Source organism: Kitasatospora sp. NPDC023176 (genome assembly GCF_055560495.1).
Genome location: NZ_JBVHIP010000025.1, coordinates 1 through 16,903 on the forward strand (window position 1 = coordinate 1; position 16,903 = coordinate 16,903).

Annotated in this window: 14 protein-coding genes; 7 read left to right on the forward strand and 7 right to left on the reverse strand. The window is 72.9% G+C overall.

Going from position 1 to position 16,903, the window contains the following annotated elements; all coding sequences use genetic code 11:
• Positions 1-464: 464 nt before the first annotated feature.
• The 3 genes from ACZ3YL_RS28455 to ACZ3YL_RS28465 form a co-directional block, all read right to left on the reverse strand.
• The gene (locus ACZ3YL_RS28455) at positions 465-1,367 is read right to left on the reverse strand and encodes a UTP--glucose-1-phosphate uridylyltransferase (RefSeq protein WP_188306146.1); all 903 of its coding nucleotides are present in this window, start codon (positions 1,365-1,367) and stop codon (positions 465-467) included.
• A 139-nt stretch (positions 1,368-1,506) separates the two neighbouring features.
• Positions 1,507-2,250 (reverse strand): SDR family oxidoreductase, encoded by a 744-nt coding sequence (locus ACZ3YL_RS28460; RefSeq protein WP_188306137.1) that lies wholly within the window; start codon positions 2,248-2,250, stop codon positions 1,507-1,509.
• A gap of 147 nt (positions 2,251-2,397) precedes the next feature.
• On the reverse strand, positions 2,398-3,354 hold the full coding sequence (locus ACZ3YL_RS28465) for an NAD-dependent epimerase/dehydratase family protein (RefSeq protein ID WP_188306138.1): 957 nt from the start codon (positions 3,352-3,354) through the stop codon (positions 2,398-2,400).
• Positions 3,355-3,565: 211 nt separating this feature from the next.
• Between ACZ3YL_RS28465 and ACZ3YL_RS28470 the strand changes: the two genes are divergently transcribed.
• The gene (locus tag ACZ3YL_RS28470) at positions 3,566-4,555 is read left to right on the forward strand and encodes a cytochrome c oxidase assembly protein (RefSeq protein WP_465660370.1); all 990 of its coding nucleotides are present in this window, start codon (positions 3,566-3,568) and stop codon (positions 4,553-4,555) included.
• A 99-nt stretch (positions 4,556-4,654) separates the two neighbouring features.
• Positions 4,655-5,293 carry a YdcF family protein gene (locus ACZ3YL_RS28475; protein ID WP_188306140.1) on the forward strand — a complete coding sequence of 213 codons (639 nt, stop codon included), beginning with the start codon at positions 4,655-4,657 and terminating at the stop codon, positions 5,291-5,293.
• A 73-nt stretch (positions 5,294-5,366) separates the two neighbouring features.
• On the opposite strand, the gene ACZ3YL_RS28480 is transcribed toward ACZ3YL_RS28475, so the two are convergent.
• Entirely contained in the window at positions 5,367-7,589 is a 2,223-nt protein-coding gene (locus ACZ3YL_RS28480; RefSeq protein ID WP_465660303.1) for an NADP-dependent isocitrate dehydrogenase, read from the reverse strand.
• A gap of 412 nt (positions 7,590-8,001) precedes the next feature.
• Here ACZ3YL_RS28480 and ACZ3YL_RS28485 point away from each other — a divergent pair, with 412 nt between their 5' ends.
• Positions 8,002-8,328 (forward strand): SAV_915 family protein, encoded by a 327-nt coding sequence (locus ACZ3YL_RS28485; RefSeq protein WP_465660304.1) that lies wholly within the window; start codon positions 8,002-8,004, stop codon positions 8,326-8,328.
• On the forward strand, positions 8,325-8,654 hold the full coding sequence (locus ACZ3YL_RS28490) for a hypothetical protein (RefSeq protein ID WP_188306143.1): 330 nt from the start codon (positions 8,325-8,327) through the stop codon (positions 8,652-8,654). Before ACZ3YL_RS28485 ends, ACZ3YL_RS28490 begins: the two co-directional genes overlap by 4 nt.
• Positions 8,655-8,664: 10 nt before the next feature.
• On the opposite strand, the gene ACZ3YL_RS28495 is transcribed toward ACZ3YL_RS28490, so the two are convergent.
• Both ACZ3YL_RS28495 and ACZ3YL_RS28500 read right to left on the reverse strand, forming a co-directional pair.
• Positions 8,665-8,913 carry a hypothetical protein gene (locus ACZ3YL_RS28495; RefSeq protein WP_188306144.1) on the reverse strand — a complete coding sequence of 83 codons (249 nt, stop codon included), beginning with the start codon at positions 8,911-8,913 and terminating at the stop codon, positions 8,665-8,667.
• A gap of 70 nt (positions 8,914-8,983) precedes the next feature.
• Positions 8,984-9,847: an EamA family transporter gene (locus ACZ3YL_RS28500; RefSeq protein WP_465660305.1), complete on the reverse strand. Its 864-nt coding sequence runs from the start codon at positions 9,845-9,847 to the stop codon at positions 8,984-8,986.
• 1,069 nt (positions 9,848-10,916) lie between these two features.
• Between ACZ3YL_RS28500 and ACZ3YL_RS28505 the strand changes: the two genes are divergently transcribed.
• Positions 10,917-11,411, forward strand: a complete 495-nt coding sequence (locus ACZ3YL_RS28505) for a hypothetical protein (protein WP_465660306.1) — start codon at positions 10,917-10,919, stop codon at positions 11,409-11,411.
• 670 nt (positions 11,412-12,081) lie between these two features.
• Positions 12,082-13,740: an APC family permease gene (locus ACZ3YL_RS28510; protein WP_380457154.1), complete on the forward strand. Its 1,659-nt coding sequence runs from the start codon at positions 12,082-12,084 to the stop codon at positions 13,738-13,740.
• 61 nt (positions 13,741-13,801) lie between these two features.
• Here ACZ3YL_RS28510 and ACZ3YL_RS28515 read toward each other — a convergent pair whose 3' ends face one another.
• Complete coding sequence (locus ACZ3YL_RS28515; RefSeq protein WP_465660307.1) at positions 13,802-15,427, reverse strand: FAD-dependent oxidoreductase; 1,626 nt, start codon at positions 15,425-15,427, stop codon at positions 13,802-13,804.
• A gap of 303 nt (positions 15,428-15,730) precedes the next feature.
• On the opposite strand from ACZ3YL_RS28515, the gene ACZ3YL_RS28520 reads away from it, so the two are divergent.
• Complete coding sequence (locus ACZ3YL_RS28520) at positions 15,731-16,897, forward strand: SchA/CurD-like domain-containing protein (RefSeq protein ID WP_188305909.1); 1,167 nt, start codon at positions 15,731-15,733, stop codon at positions 16,895-16,897.
• The last annotated feature ends 6 nt before the right edge of the window (positions 16,898-16,903 follow it).

A 16,903-nucleotide genomic window follows, 5' to 3' on the forward strand; every position in this document is an offset into this window, starting at 1 on the left:
CGCACCCCTTCCCGCCCTCCCCCTACGTCCACGCCTACAACGCGGACGGCAAGGAGATCTACAACCAGAAGACCCAGCCCAACGTCAAGGGCACCGCCCAACGGTAGGCGTTGCTCCAGGCGCTCGGGGCCGGGCGGTCGCCCTACCGGACGGCTCGCCGGCCCCGGGTGGCCACGACCTCGCTCAGGGCACCCCGGTTCGATCTCCCCCCTGACCGGCTCCCCGGCGGCCCGGTTGCCCGAACGTGGGCGACCGGGCCCGTCACGGCCGGAGTTGATGGTCCGTCAGATCCGACCGGGGTTCACCCTCAGAGGAGGCAGAGGTTCTGGTGGGTACAGGTGCTCCCGCTCACGGTGGACAGGATCGACCAGCCGACCGGGACGGGGCAGCCGATGACGCGTCCGCCCGGCGTCACGCAGGCCGCGTCGGCGACGGCCCCGGCGGGGCGGCCCCGGCGCGCCCGGCTACTCGGCCGGGGCCAGTTCCGCCGCCAGCTGCCGCAGCTCGTCCCCGAACTCCGGGTTGGCGAGCGCCGCCGCGAACTGAGCGCGCAGGTAGGCGGCGGGGTTGCCGGTGTCGTACCAGGTGCCGGCGATGACCTGCCCGTAGACGGCGCGGCGGGCCGCGTAGGCGTTGATGGCGTCGGTCAGGTAGACCTCGTCCTCGGGCTTCTCGTGCCAGCGGCGGGTGAGTTCACGCAGCTCGTCGACGATGCCGGGGGTGATCACGTACCCTCCGATGGCGGCGTAGCCGGAGGGGGCGTCGACCGGCTTGGGCTTCTCGACCAGGCCGGTGATCCGCAGCGACCCGCCGCCGAGGTCCTCCTTCACCACCGGTACGCCGTAGCGGTAGGAGTCCTCGGGGGCCATCGGCATCAGCGCGAGCACCGGCGCGTTGGTCTGCTCGAACGCCCGGATCAGCTGCTGCGCGCGGGGCACCTCGGCGACGAACACGTCGTCCGGCCAGAGCACCAGGCAGGGCTCGTCCCCGAAGTGCCGGGCGGCGTTGAGCACCGGGGTGCCGTTGCCGTACGGCCCGTGCTGGTACAGGTAGCTGATGTGCCCCTTGCGGGACAGCTCCCCGACCTCCTCGACGGCGTCCGCGAACGCCGCCTTGCCGTCCCGGCGCAGCTGGTCGACCAGCACCGGGTTGGGGCGGAAGTGCTCCTGGATCAGGCTCTTGTCGCCGTTGACGACGATGGTGATGTCGGTGATGCCGCTCTCGATCAGCTCGCGCACGGTGTGCTCGATCACCGGCTTGTCGCCGACCGGAAGCATCTCCTTCGGGGTGGCCTTGGTCAGCGGCAGCAGGCGGGAGCCGAGTCCGGCGGCGGGGATGACGGCTCGACGGATGGTCCTGGGGGCCATGTGATGCTCTCTCATGTCGACGGTGCTGCGCCGCAGTTGAGCGGCACCGCCATCGACGCTACCAAGGATGGCTTCATGATCATTACCAGCCGGCGGGGGGCGGTGGTCGCCGCCCCCGCCCCCCGCACCGGCCGTTCACTCAGGCCGTGTAACCGCCGTCCACCGCGAGGGCGGTGCCGGTGACGTAGCGTCCGCCGGGGCCCGCCAGGAAGGCGACGGCGGCGGCGATGTCCTCGGCCTCGCCGAAGCGGTCCAGGGCGGTGAGCGAGCGCTGGAAGTCGGCGGAGTCGCCGTCGGCCGGGTTCATGTCGGTGTCGATCGGGCCCGGGTCGACGACGGTGACGGTGATCCCGCGCGGACCGAGCTCCCGGGCCAGGCCCCTGGTCAGCCCGGTGAGCGCGGTCTTGGCCGTCGCCTGGAGGACGAAGTTCGCCCCCGGGACCCGCCCGTTGAAGCAGGAGCCGATGCTGATGATCCGCCCGCCCCCGCCCATGTGCCGGGCGGCGGCCTGGGCGGCCAGGAACACCGACCGGACGTCGACGGCGAGCACCCGGTCGACCTCCTCGACCGTCACCTCGTCGAGCGGGCCGTAGGTGAGGAAGCCCGCGTTGTTCACCAGGACGTCGAGCCCGCCCAACTGCCGGACCGTCTCCTCCACCGCGTGCGCGGCGGCGTCCGCCTGGACCAGGTCGGCGCGGATCGCCACCGCCCGGCCGCCCGCCTCCTCGATCTCCTTGACGACCGTCCGGGCCTGCTCCTCCGCCCGGACGTAGGTCAGCGCCACCGCCGCCCCCTCGGCCGCCAGCCGCTTGGCCACCGCCGCGCCGATGCCCCGGCTGCCGCCGGTCACCAGGGCCACCTTGCCGGTCAGGTCGCTGCTCATCGTCGTTCCCCCTGTCAGTCGTCGCCTCGTTCGTGGCACCCCGACGGTAGAGCCTCACACTGGTGTCAGATTCAAGCCCCTTCGTACGTCCCGTGCGCGGACGCCTCCTCCACCTCCGGCGCCGCAGCCTCCCCACCGGCTACAGCCCTAGCGTCCCAGCTCCGCCCGGTACCAGCCCGCCGCCCCGGCGAGCCGGGCCAGCGGCCCCGGGCCGGGCGGGCAGGCGGCCAGGCGCCAGATGTCGTCGCTGCGGTACCAGTGGTCGCGGGCGATCATGACGAACTGCCGCTCGGAGACCCGTCCAGGCGTGGCGGCGAGCAGCCGGAGGCACTCCTCCCAGGACAGCGCCGGGCCGTCCGGGGCGGGCAGCAGGCCGAGCCGGGCGAGGGCGTCCAGCAGTTCGGCGCTGCGGACCGGCTCCGGGTGGGCGGCGTGGTGGACGCCCCGCACCGGGGCCGGGGCGTCCAGCGCCAGCGCGGTGATCAGCCGGGCCAGGTCGGTCCGGTCCACCAGGGAGAGCCGGGAGTCGCCGCCCGCCCAGCGGCCCGGGACCCTGCGGGCCAGCTCGGCCAGGGCGGGCACCACCCAGCGGTCGCCGGCTCCGGTGACCAGCGCGGGGCGCAGCACCACGGCGCCGGCCGCCAGGGCGTGGCCCTCGCCCAGCAGCCGGGTGCGGCTGGCCTCGGACTTCGGCGCGGCGGGCACCTCGTCGACGCCGATGCCCGGGTGCGGGCCCTCGCCGTACACCGCCGTGGTCGACAGGTGGACGATCCGCCCGATCCCGGCCCGGGTGGCCGCCGCCATCACCGCGGCCGTGCCCCGGTCGTTGACGGCCGCGCAGTCCTCGGCGCCGCCGTCGACCAGGGAGGCGAGGTGCAGCAGTACCCCGGTGCCCGCGCACAGCCCGTCCAGCGCGGCCCGGTCGGCGAGGTCGCCGGGCACCCAGGTGGTGTGCCCGTCCGCGACGGGCTCCCCGCGCACCAGCGCCCGCACGGGGACGCCGCGGGCCTGGAGCGCCGCCCGTACGGCGGAGCCGATGAAGCCGGTCGCCCCGGTGAGCGCGACCGCCGCGGGCCGCGCCGCGGGCCGCTGTGACGCCGCCATGGCTGCTTCCTCCCTGCTGACCGGCCGGTCAGTCTAATCAGACACGCCCCAGCGCGCCGCCCGCCCGGAGCCACCCCTACGGAGGGGGCGCCGGTACGGCCGGGGTAAGGCCCACCTAGGCTGTATGCCAAGCAAAACGGGCGAACCGGACCCCACCGGGGACCACCAGGACGGAAAGCGGGACCCGCCGATGGGCGACGGAATGTCAGGAATGCACCACCACGGCGGGATGACCCCACTAGGGCCGTTCACCCTCTCCAACGTGTGGACCTGGTCCCCGGACTGGGTGTTCCTGCTCGCCGGCCTGGTCGCGCTGGCGCTCTACCTGACCGGCGTGGTCCGGCTGTACCGGCGCGGGGACCGCTGGCCGGTCGGCCGGGTCGTCGGCTGGGTCGCGGGCGTCGCCAGCATGCTGCTGGTCACCTGCAGCGGGCTGAACGACTACGGCATGGTGCTGTTCAGCGCGCACATGATCCAGCACATGGTGCTGTCCATGCTGACGCCGATCCTGCTGCTGCTCGGCGCCCCGATCACGCTGGCGCTGCGCGCCCTGCGCCCGACGGGCAAGGGCCGGCCGCGCGGTCCGCGCGAACTGCTGGTGGCGCTGCTGCACAGCCGGTACGTCCGGGTGATCTCGCACCCGGCGTTCACCATCCCGATGTTCATCGCGAGCCTGTACGGGGTCTACTTCACCCCGGCGTTCGACTTCCTGATGCAGTACCGCCTCGGGCACATCTTCATGATGGTCCACTTCCTCATGACCGGTCTGACCTTCTTCTGGCCGATCATGGGCGTGGACCCGGGCCCGCACCGCCCCGGCCACGTGATGCGGATCATCGAGCTGTTCATGGGGATGCCCTTCCACGCCTTCTTCGGCGTGGCGGTGATGATGGCCGGCCACCCGCTGGTCACCACCTTCACCGTCCAGGGCTCGCCACCCGGGACGGACCTGCTGGAGGACCAGAAGCTGGCCGGCGGCATCACCTGGGCGTTCGGCGAGATCCCGACCGCGATCGTGCTGATCGCGCTGGTCTACCAGTGGATGGGCTCCGAGCGGCGGCAGGCCCGCCGCCGGGACCGCGCCGAGGAGCGCAGCGGCGACGCCGAGCTGGAGGCGTACAACGCCTACCTGGCCTCGCTGCACAAGAAGGGCCAGCGCCCGGCCGCCGCCCCGGCCGCACCAGCGGCCGACGCCGGCTGAGCCCCGCCCCGCAGCACCCCGGAGCCCACGTCCTCCCCGGCGGACGTGGGCTCCGTCATGTTCCGGAACGGCGCTCCCGCCGGAGGCGTTCGAGGGGGTATGCACGCCCTGTTCCTCCCCGCCGCCCTGCTCGGCGGGTACGTCCTGCTCTGGCTGCTCGGCTTCCTCGGCTGGGCGCTGGTCCAGCGCCACCGGCCGGTGCCCGCCGGGGCCGACTACCTGGTGGTGCTGGGCGCCGCGCTGGACGGCTGCGAGCCCGCTCCCACCCTCGCGGCCCGGCTGGACACCGCGCTGGAACGTTTCGCCGCCGAGGAGGCCGCCGGGCACGCGCCCCTGCTGCTGGTGACCGGCGGCAAGGGCCCGCACGAGGAGTGCACCGAGGCCGGCGCGATGGCCCGCTACCTGCTCGCCCGGGGCGTCCCGGCCGAGCGGATCCGGCGCGAGGAGCAGGCCGTGAACACCGCCGAGAACCTGCGGTTCAGCGCCGCCCTGATGGCCGCCGAGCACCCCGGCTACCGCTGCACCGTCGTCACCAGCGGCTTCCACACCGTCCGCTCCGCCCTGGCCGCCCGCCGGGCCGGCGCCCCGGCCCGGGTGCTCGGCGCGGACGGACCGCTCGCCCACGGCCCGTACCAGCTGCTGCGCGAGGCGGTCGGCACGGCGCTCGCGCTGCCGCGCGCCAACGGCGCCGCCCTGCTGCTGCTCGCCGGTACCGGCGTGGTGCTCGGGCTGGCCTGACCGGCACGCGGAGAGGCCCCCGGGTCCGCGGCTGCGGACCCGGGGGCCTCCCGGTGCTTCGACCCGATCGGCGTCAGCCGAGGTTGGCGATCGCCTCGTTGAAGGACTTCGACGGGCGCATCACGGCCGCGGCCTTGGCCGGGTCCGGCTGGTAGTAGCCACCGAGGTCGACGGCCGAGCCCTGGACGGCGATCAGCTCGTCCACGATGGCCTTCTCCTGCTCGGTCAGCGCCTTGGCCAGCGCGTCGAAGGCCTGGGCCAGCTCGGCGTCGACGGTCTGCTTGGCCAGCTCCTGGGCCCAGTACATGGCCAGGTAGAAGTGGCTGCCGCGGTTGTCGATGCCACCGAGGCGGCGGCTCGGCGACTTGTCCTCGTTGAGGAAGGTGCCGGTGGCGCGGTCCAGGGTGTCGGCCAGCACCTGGGCGCGGGCGTTGCCGGTGCTGGTGGCCAGGTGCTCGAAGCTGGCGGCCAGCGCGAAGAACTCGCCCAGGCTGTCCCAGCGCAGGTAGTTCTCCTTGACCAGCTGCTGGACGTGCTTCGGGGCGGAGCCGCCGGCGCCGGTCTCGAACAGGCCGCCGCCGGCCATCAGCGGGACGACCGAGAGCATCTTGGCGCTGGTGCCCAGCTCCAGGATCGGGAACAGGTCGGTCAGGTAGTCGCGCAGCACGTTGCCGGTGACCGAGATGGTGTTCTCGCCGCGGCGGATGCGCTCCAGCGAGAACTTGGTGGCCTCGACCGGGGACATGATCTCGATCTGCAGACCGGTGGTGTCGTGCTGCGGGAGGTAGGCCTTGACCTTCTCGATCAGCACGGCGTCGTGGGCGCGCTCGGCGTCCAGCCAGAACACGGCCGGGTCGCCGGTGGCGCGGGCGCGGGTGACGGCCAGCTTGACCCAGTCCTGGATCGGCAGGTCCTTGGTCTGGCAGGCGCGGAAGATGTCGCCCGACTGGACGGCCTGCTCCAGCACCACGTTGCCCTCGGCGTCGACCAGGCGGACGGTGCCGGCGGCCTCGATCTCGAAGGTCTTGTCGTGGGAGCCGTACTCCTCGGCCTTCTGCGCCATCAGGCCGACGTTCGGGACGGAACCGATGGTGGCCGGGTCCAGGGCGCCGTGGGCGCGGCAGTCGTCGATGACGGCCTGGTACACGCCGGCGTAGCTGCTGTCCGGCAGCACGGCGAGGGTGTCGGCCTCCTGGCCGTCCGGGCCCCACATGTGGCCGGAGGTGCGGATCATGGCCGGCATCGAGGCGTCGACGATGACGTCGCTCGGCACGTGCAGGTTGGTGATGCCCTTGTCGGAGTCGACCATGGCCAGGGCCGGGCCCTCCGCCAGCTCGGCCTCGAAGGAGGCCTTGATCTCGGCGCCCAGGTGCGGCACGCCGTCCAGGCCGGCCAGGATGCCGCCGAGGCCGTTGTTCGGGTTGAGACCGGCGGCGACCAGCGCCTGGCCGTACTTCGCGAAGGTCTTCGGGAAGAAGGTGCGGACCACGTGGCCGAAGATGATCGGGTCGGAGACCTTCATCATGGTGGCCTTGAGGTGCACCGAGAACAGCACGCCCTCGGCCTTGGCCCGGGCGACCTGGGCGGCCAGGAAGTCGTTCAGGGCGGCGGCGCGCATCACCGAGGCGTCGACGACCTCGCCGGCCAGCACCGGGACCTTCTCGCGCAGGACGGTGGTGGTGCCGTCCTGGCCGACCAGCTCGATGCACAGGGTGCCGTCGGCGGCGATCACGGCGGACTTCTCGGTCGAGCGGAAGTCGTTCTCGCCCATGGTGGCGACGTTGGTCTTGGACTCGGCGGTCCAGGCGCCCATGCGGTGCGGGTGGTTCTTGGCGTAGTTCTTGACCGACTGCGGGGCGCGGCGGTCCGAGTTGCCCTCGCGCAGGACCGGGTTGACGGCGCTGCCCTTGACCTTGTCGTAGCGGGCGCGGACGTCCTTGTCCTCGTCGGTCTGCGGGTCGTCCGGGTAGTCCGGCAGGGCGTAGCCCTGGGCCTGCAGCTCGGCGACGGCGGCCTTCAGCTGCGGCACGGAGGCCGAGATGTTCGGCAGCTTGATGATGTTGGCGCTCGGGTCCTTGGCTAGCTCGCCGAGCTCGGCCAGGGCGTCGCCGATCCGCTGGGCCTCGGTCAGACGCTCCGGGAAGCTGGCGATGATCCGCCCGGCCAGGGAGATGTCACGGGTCTCCACCCGTACACCCGCCGTCGAGGCGTACGCCTGGACCACCGGCAGGAACGAGTAGGTCGCCAGGGCCGGAGCCTCGTCGGTGTGCGTATAGATGATGGTCGAGTCAGTCATCGGTACTCCGCTTCACGTCTCCAACGTCTTGACGTCAAGATATCTCGTCCGGGGCCCCTCGCTCCACCGCCCCCCGCCCCGGAGCGTGCGCCGGTCGGATCCGGAGGCCCGCGCGGGGCGCACCGGCGACCGGATCCACCGTGGTCCCGGGCGCGCCGGACGGCAAGCGGAGCGCTCCCGGGCCGTACCGGACGGGCGGGGTTGGGGCGGTCGTACGGCCCCGTTCCGGCGGAGTTCGGGCCGGCGCGGGACTGGTGTAGTCCAATCGGGTGAGCCGGGCGTCAGGAGTGCGTCAACGCACCACCCCATTCGGTCAACGCTGCGTCAGGACCGGCGACGTGCGGCACGGCCCGGCCTAGCGTCGAGCCAAGCAGTTCCGGCAGCAACCACCACCCCACTCGGGAGCATCCGCATGGCCTGCGTCGTCTGGCACGTTCCGGTCACCACCACCGGCACCGGAAGCACCGCCGCCCTCCGCCTCTTCCGCATGCGCGACGGCCGCCGCTGCGCGGTCGGATTCTCCAGCCCCGAGGCCCTCGCCGCCCTCCTGGGGCCCGCACAGGCCTACACCGAACTCGGCGAGGCCGCCCTGCGCAACCTCACCGGGCCGCTCGGCGTCGACACCCTGGTCCTCGACCCGGGCCTGGTCGCCCCGCCCGTCGCCACCGCCGTCGCACCCGGTGCCAGCCCGGGCGCGGCCCCCGCCCCGGCCCCGACGGTCCACCTCCAGCACCGGTGACGGCCCCGCTCCATCTCGTCCCGGGCGGGTTCGACCCCGCTCCGGGACGCCCCGAGCAGGCCCGGGAGCTGCACGCGATCGCCCGGATCAGCCACGGGCCGGTCCCGCTGGACTTCGACCGGCTGGCGGCGGAGTTCCCGGCCGTGCGGAGCGGCCTCGCGCTGGCCGGGGACGCCGACCTGGAGCTGCGGCTCGTCTGCACCGGCCCGGAGGAACTGCGGGCGGTCGCCGCCGCGCTGCAGCGGGCGGGCGCCGCCAAGGTCCGGATCGACCTGGTGCTGCGGACGCTGACCCCGGCACCGGTGACGCTGCGGCCGGTGCCGTGAGCCGCCCGGATCACTCGAACCCGGGGCGCGGGTCCGGATTGACCGCCTGGCCGTCGATCTCCGCGCCCCAGGCGTCCTCACCGCTCGCGTCCACGCAGTAGCCGCTGCCCTCGACGTGCCCGCCCGCGGCCCGGCAGGTGGCGGCGGTGACGTCGCGCCGGGTGGCCCCCGCCGCCGACGCGGGGGCCGCGGCACCGGCGGCGAGGAGGACGGCGGTCGCGGTCGTGACGGCCACCCGGGCCGCGCGTGAGGTCTTCATGCAGGCCACGACAGCACGGCGGCGTGCACCCGGCGACCACGGCTGGCCCGCCCGGGTGCACGCCGCTGTTCTACGCCCGGGCCAGGGCCGCGATCGCGGCCAGCAGCAGCGCCGAACCGGCCACCAGCCCGGCTGTGAAGGGCTCGCCGAGGAACAGCACGCCGATCACCGCCGCCGTGGCCGGCTCCAGCAGCACCAGCACCGAGGCGGTGGTGCCCGGCACGGCGGTCAGCCCGCTGAAGTACCACCGGTAGGCGAGCAGGGTCGGCACCGTCCCGAGGAACAGCAGTGCTCCCCCGGTCAGCGTCGGCTGCCCGCCGCTGGGCAGCACGCCCTGGAGCACGGCGAAGGGCAGCAGGCAGAGCAGTCCGGTCGCGAAGGCGCCGGTACTGGCCCGGGCCGACCCGCCGCCCCGGGCCCACAGGGTCAGCCCGCTCTGGCCGGCGCCCGCGAGCAGCGCCAGGGCGATGCCCAGGGCCGGACGCGGCCCGGCGGCCGGCGCCGCCACCAGCAGGGCCAGCCCGCCGAGGGCGAGTGCCACGGCGGCCACCGCCCGCCGGGTGAGGCGCTCGTCGAGCAGCAGGTGCCCGCCGAGGCTGGTGAGCACCGGCCCGGCGCCGATGGTGATCAGGGTGCCCAGCCCCAGGCCCGCGTAGTGCACGGAGCCGAAGTAGGCGCACTGGCTGACGGCCAGCCCGAGGCCGGTGAGCACGGCGGCGCCGCGCCTGCCGCCGGAAGCCGCGGCAGCGCCCGAGGGCAGCAGCGCCAGGCAGAGCGCCGCGACGCCGAAGCGCCAGCAGGAGACGGCCACCGGGCCGAGTCCGCTGGTGCGCATCAGCAGTGCGGCCACGGCTCCGCCCACCCCCCAGGCGACGGCGGCGGCGGAAATGGACAACAGGCCGCGCCGGAACGGCACGGCGGCGTGCGAGGTCATGCGTCAGTACTCCACAATGGTTCGCCGGTTCGGGTCCACGGGGGCACGCGGGCGGCAACCATCACCCCGACGGCGGGCATCCCCGCTCGGCCGGGTTCGTCGGAGTCCGCCGCCCGCTACCGGACCGGCGGCGGGAGGATCACGAAACGCACGGGGTCCAGGCTACGCCCGCCCGTCGGCGACCTTTCCGGCCTCCCGGGCCGGCTGCGGTCGGACGGCAGTTCCCGCACCACACCGCACCTGTCGAGCCACCGCCCTCGCCATGCGCACGGCCGGGCACGGGCGCGTCCGCTCGGCACTGAGGTCCGACGGCGCCGTCGCCCGGGCCTGGCGGAGGCCGTGGGACGACCGCCGGATCGCCGTCGAGCACGCCGTCTCCACCGCCCTGGCTGCTCGGGACCAGGTGCACGGCGAGAGCGTCGCCGTGCACCCGTACGGCGCCGGTGCGATCCCGTCGGAACTGGCCCAACCAGTCCGAAAGAACAGTCAACACCCCCTGGTACCAATGGAATTCGCTTCCCGAGGGCTGCTGGGTCGGCGAGCATCGCACCGAGCGCGGACGGGGTGGCCGACAGACCCCCGAGCGCCTGAAGGGCTGCGGCGAGCCTCGCGACCGCAGCGGCAGCCGCACCGCCCGGCGCGTACGCGCGCCCCCGGTCTGCCGGGGGCGCACCCAAGGAGGTCGGCCCCCACTGGCACGGAGCCCGCCAGGCCCGCTGCGACCGCCCGGCCCTCGGGACGTCCGGCCGATCCAGCAATCTGGCCAGCCGTCATTCCGGCCCGACATCCGCCGACGAGGGCCGGGATCGGGCCAAATGAGCGAGGGGGGGTCACACATTACTCGAATGGCCCCATCCACTCCGTCAACTCCGGAGCAAATCAAGTGACTTGAGAAAACCCTGCCAGCTCTCCGACATCGTCTCAGGCAGCGTTTCGGCGACCAACTGACACTCGATTAGACGTATGCCCGTCAGTCGTTTGGCGCGGAAATATGACAGTCATTTAGTCAGTCCGTAAGTTCGTTCATGTCGGCACCGAGCCGATCAAGTCCAGAAACAGGAGAAGGTCCATGAACAAAATGACCACCGCCATTGTCCTCGCGGCGTCGGCGGCCGTGGCCGTGACCGGTATCACCTACGCGTCGGCCGCTTCCGAGCCCGTGACGAAGGCGGCCCCGGTCGTTCAGAAGGCCGCCCCGGCGGCCGCTCCCGCCGTGGCTCCGCTCGACGGCGGCACGAAGGGCATCGAGGTCCACGAGCGCCGGGGCGTCGTCCACGTCAACGAGCGGACGTACTCCGCCGACGACTTCGGCTGCATCACCGTGGTCAGCGGCCTGGGCGCCAAGTCGCTCAACGTCCGCAACGACAGCCACCGGACTGTCGAGGTCTTCAGCGGCGCGGTCTGCGACAGCGGCGCCCCCATCGCCACCGTCGGGCCGCACAGCGCCAGCGACGGCCTGCACCCGCGCCGCCACTTCGACGGCCTCGAGATCGAGGACGGCGTGGTCGGCAGCTTCCGGGTCGTGCACCACGGCCTCGGCTTCGGCGAGTTCGGCGACAAGTAGAACTGATCCGACGGCATAATCTGGAGCCCCGGCCCGCCGCAATCGGGCCGGGGCACCGACACCAGCATCCTTCCACAGGTCCCTGCAGCCTGCCCCGCAACGATGTCCGCCAGGACAGCGCAGCAGCGACCACTCCATGATCCGACTTCGAGCAACGCACACCCGATCACCCACTGGCGAGCCGAGCTCGCCACACCACCCCCAACACATCCATCTCGCCAAGACTGCGCAGAGGTCCCGCGATCCGATCGACCGGATCGCGGGACCTCTGCGCAGTTGTCGGCATGACGCGGCCGCACTCCGTCCGGCAGACCCCGGCGCTCCTGCGCCCACGGCCACCCGCGGCCACCCGGGGCCACCCGGGGCCACCGCACGGCGCTTGCTGGCCCACGACGGCATGACTATGCGGAATCTGTCAATTCTATGAACGGACGAGTGCTCCATATTGTCAGAGATCGAAGCGAGGCTCAATTCACGCTCAAATACTGAACCTACTCGCGAGTCACGTAACACGCCCATGAACAGGCGACCCCCTACCTGCACGGATAATCGGCAAAGAAAGTAAACATTCAGTAATGAAATCTGTGCAGAGGTCTATGAATAGCCCTACTGTGTGGCAACTCTCCGCGCTCCGCCCATCCCGGAGCCCCCACACACAGAGAGATCACCCATGGCTTCCCTCAACCAGATCTCGCCGCCCGGCCAGAGCTCCGGCACCACCGGGACCACCCACCGGTCACTCAAGCGCCACGTCGGACTCGTCGGCCTCATGTGGGCCTCGGTCGGCTCGATCATCGGCTCCGGCTGGCTCTTCGGCGCGAAGAGCGCCGTCACCGCCGCCGGACCGGCGGCCGTCATCTCCTGGGGCATCGGCGCCGTCGCGATCGTGCTGCTCGCGCTCGTGCACGCCGAGCTCGGCGGACTCTTCCCGGTCTCGGGCGGCACCGCGCGCTACCCGCACTACGCCTTCGGCGGCCTGGCCGGTATGTCCTTCGGCTGGTTCTCCTGGCTCCAGGCGGCCACCGTGGCACCGATCGAGGTCGAGGCCATGATCAATTACGCCAAGGACTCGCCCTGGGCCGGCGGACTGCTGAACGCCGACAAGACCCTGACCACCAGCGGGTTCATCGTCGCGACCGTGCTGATGGCGGTATTCGTCGCGGTCAATTTCCTCGGCGTGAAGATCCTCGCCCGGACCAACAGCATCGCCACCTGGCTGAAGATCTTCGTTCCTCTGCTCACGATCTTCCTGCTGGCGATCACCAGTTTCCACGGCTCCAACTTCACCTCGCACGGCTTCGCCCCGTTCGGTGCCAAGGGCGTGCTGGCCGCGATCAGCACCAGCGGCATCATCTTCGCGCTGCTGGGCTTCGAGCAGGCCATCCAGATCGCCGGCGAGAGCCGCAACCCCAAGCGCGACATCCCGCGCGCGGTGCTCGGCTCGGTGGCCATCGGCACCCTGATCTACACCCTGCTGCAGGTCGTCTTCATCGGCGCGCTGCCGGTCAGCGCCTTCGCCAACGGCTGGGCGAAGCTCGACTTCCCCGGCATCGACGGCCCCTTCGCCGGTCTGGCCACCCTGGTCGGCCTCGGCTGGCTGTCCTACGTGCTGAAGGTCGACGCGGTGATCTCCCCCGGCGGCACCGGCCTGATCTACACCACCTCCACCTCGCGGATCTCCTACGGCCTGAGCCGCAACGGCTACGCCCCGCAGAAGTTCGAGCAGCTGGACAAGAACGGCGTGCCGTGGTTCGGCCTGATCATCTCCTTCGTGACCGGCGTGATCTGCTTCCTGCCCTTCCCCAGCTGGCAGGAGCTGGTCGGCTTCATCACCTCCGCCAGCGTGCTGATGTACGCCGGCGCCCCGCTGGCCTTCGGCGCCCTGCGCCGCCGGCTGCCCGACCGGGAGCGCTCCTACCGGCTGCCGCTGGGCGCCGTGATCTCCCCGGCCGCCTTCGTGGTCTCCAGCCTGATCATCTACTGGGCCGGCTGGCAGACCCTGTCCCGCCTGGGCATCGCCATCGTGCTCGGCTACGCCCTGCTCGGCAGCTACGCGGCGTACGCGATCAAGAAGGGCCTGCCGAACGCGCCGCGGCTGAACTGGAAGGCCGCCCAGTGGCTGCCGGTCTACCTGCTGGGCCTCGGCCTGATCTCCTGGCAGGGCGGCTTCGGTGACGGCACCGGCCGGATCCCGATGTGGTACGACATGGCGCTCGTCTCGGTGTTCTCGCTGGTCATCTACTACTGGGCGATCCGGGTCGCCCTGCCCGCCGAGGAGATCGAGCGGGAGGTCGCCGACGTCGAGGTGGTCGACGCGGGCGGCCACTGATCCCTCCGAACACGCGGCAGGGCCCGCCGGACACCCGTCCGGCGGGCCCTGCCGCGTTCCGCTACAGGTCCAACACCGCCCGCAGCGCGGCCTCGACCTCGGCCTCCGGGTCGGCCACCGGGCCCGGCGAGCGCCAGGCCACGAAGCCGTCCGGGCGCACCAGCAGCGCGCCGCCCGGGCCGATGCCGTGCAGGGCGGCGAAGTCCGTACCCGGCTCCGGGGCCAGGTCGTCCTCGGCCCCGTCGCCGATGCGGTAGGCGTCCAGCGGGACGGCCAGCCGGTCGGCCGCCCGCCGGGCGCCCTGCTGCCAGGCCGTGCCCTCCGGGTCGGTGAGCAGCACCATCGCCTGCTCGTAGAGGTCCAGCGTCGACAGCCGCACCCCCGCGCACAGCAGCCACTGGTGCGGCGCCCGGCTGCCCGGTTCGCCCGCCGACTCGAACGCCTCCGGGACGACCGGTCCGTGCCGGTCCGTGCCGAGCACCGCGCCCCGCGGGTAGCGGTAGCCGAGCGCCACCGCGAGCACCCCGGCCTGCCGGCCGACACCCGGGACCACCGCGTAGCCGGGGTGGCTGTGCTCGGCGGAGCGGGCCGAGGCCCGCTCGCCGGTGACCTCGGCGACCGGGCGGCGCTCCTGCCCGTACGTCTCCAGCAGGCCGGGACCGGCCCAGCCGCAGAGCACGGCGGCCAGCTTCCAGGCCAGGTTGTGGGCGTCCTGGATGCCGGTGTTGGAGCCGAACGCGCCGGTCGGGGACATCTCGTGGGCGGAGTCCCCGGCGAGGAAGACCCGCCCGGCGCCGTACCGCTCGGCGACCCGTTCCGCGGCGTGCCAGGGCGCCTTGCCGGTCACCTCGACGTCCAGTTCGGGCAGGCCGACGGCGGTGCGGATGTGCCGCTCGCAGCGCTCGTCGGTGAACGCCTCCAGCGGCTCGCCGTGCTCGGGGTGCCAGGGCGCGTGGAAGACCCACTCGGACTGGTTGTCCACCGGCAGCAGCGCGCCGTCCGCCTCCGGGTCGGTCAGGTAGCAGGCGATGAAGTGCCGGTCGCCCACCACCTCGGCCAGCCGCTTGCTGCGGAAGGTGATGCTGACGTTGTGGAACAGCTCGCCCTTGCCGGTCTGGCCGATGCCGAGCCGGGCCCGGGCCGGGCTGCGCGGGCCGTCCGCGGCGATCAGGTACTCCGAGCGCACCACCCGCTCCTCGCCGGTCTCCCGGCTGCGCAGCAGGGAGGTGACGCCGTCGGCGTCCTGCTCGAAGGAGACCAGTTCGGTGCTGAACCGCAGGTCGCCGCCGAGTTCGCGGGCCGCGCGCAGCAGCACCGGCTCCAGGTCGTTCTGGCTGCACAGGCACCAGGCGCTGGGGCTGAACCGGGCCAGCCGGCCGCCCGGGTCGATCTCCCGGAACAGCCACTCCTGTTCCTCGCCGGTCAGCGAGGGCGCCTGGAGGATGCCGTGGTTCGGGGCCAGCACCGAGGCCGCCTCACGGATCGCCGGCTCGATGCCGGCCACCCGGTACAGCTCCATCGTGCGGACGTTGTTGCCGCGACCGCGCGGGTGATGCGAGGTGTCGGCGTGCTTCTCGACCAGCAGGTGCCGGACACCCAGCCGACCGAGGAACAGCGCGGCCGACAGCCCGACCAGGGAGCCGCCCACGATCAGGACCGGCACCCGCTCGTCAACCTTCGGATTCATCAATTGCTCCACCCTGTACGGGAATTCCGCGGCCCGGCGACTGGGCTCGGCGCCGCCCTCGACGGGCCCGCTCAGCCGGGGGCCCCGCTCTTCCATCCCCCGCCCGAGGGGGGCTGTGCCGCCCCTTCGCCCGGATGGCCCGCAAATCTCGCGCCGCGCCCGGTCGGCCGCTCACGATCGACCTCAGGCCTGGCGCCGAGTGCCCGGGCCGACCGCCACCGCACCTGCCTCCCCCGGCCGGGAGCACCCGCCGGACGCGGCCGTCACGGCCCGCCGCGTGCGTCCAAGAGCAGAAAGTGGATCATGACAACTCTGTCCGAACCGCAGCTGAAGCAGCACAAAGACTCCGACACCCGGCTGAGGGTGGTGCTGATGCTGGAGATCCAGGACGGCGCCCAGCAGCGTTTCCTCGACGTCTACGAGCAGCTGCGCCACCAGGTCGCCTCGGTCCCCGGCCATGTCAGCGACCAGCTGTGCCAATCCATCAACGACCCCCGCCAGTGGCTGATCACCAGCGAGTGGGAGGACCAGGAGACCTTCCTGCAGTGGGTGGACAGCCCCGCCCACCGCGAGATGGTCAAGCCGATGCACGGCTGCGTCAGCGACAACTTCCGTTCGCTGCGCTACGCCGTGCTGCGCGAGACCTCGGCGGCCGGCTCCACCGGCACCCGGGCCCCGATGGAGGTCCCGCCCGGCCTGCCGCGCAGCGAGCCCGCCGGGCACGTCGGCCCGCCGCGGGCCGACCCGGGCCCGGACGGTGTGGTGCGCCACGCGCTGACCTTCACCGTCAAGCCCGGCAGCGAGGCCGAGGTGGCCCGCATCCTGTCCGCCTACACCTCCCCCCGGGCCGAGGTGGACGACCACACCCGGCTGCGCCGCACCTCACTGTTCATGCACGGCAACCGGGTGGTGCGGGCCGTCGAGGTGATCGGCAACCTCGGCGACGCGCTGCGCCACGTGGCGATGCAGCCCGAGGTCCGCGCGGTCGAGGAGGAGCTCAACCCGTACCTGGAGGAGGCCCGTCAGCTGGGCGACCCGCAGTCCGCCCGCGCCTTCTTCGCCAAGGCGGCGCTGCCCGCCCGGCACCAGGCGATCGCCAGCTCCCCCGCCTCCGGGCGGCTGCACCGGCACGCCGTGCTCTACCCCGTGCGCCCGGGCCGGGGGCAGGCCGTCGCCGAGCTGCTCTTCGACCACGACAACCTCGCCACCGCCGACCCGACCGGCCCGGTCGCGGCGGCCACCGTGTTCCAGCGCGAGGACACCGTGGTGCGCCTGGTCGACCTGCGGGTACCGGCCGAGGCCGAACCGGCCGCCGCGCTCGGCGTGGCCGGAGGCCAGGAGGCGGCCGAACTCGCCCGGCTGCTCGACCTCGGCCCGGCCGGCGACCTGCGCACCGTCGCGGGCCTGAGCGCGTTCCTCGCCGCCCGCGCCATGAGCCCGGTCACCGACCGCAGCTCCCAGAACGCCTGACGTCCG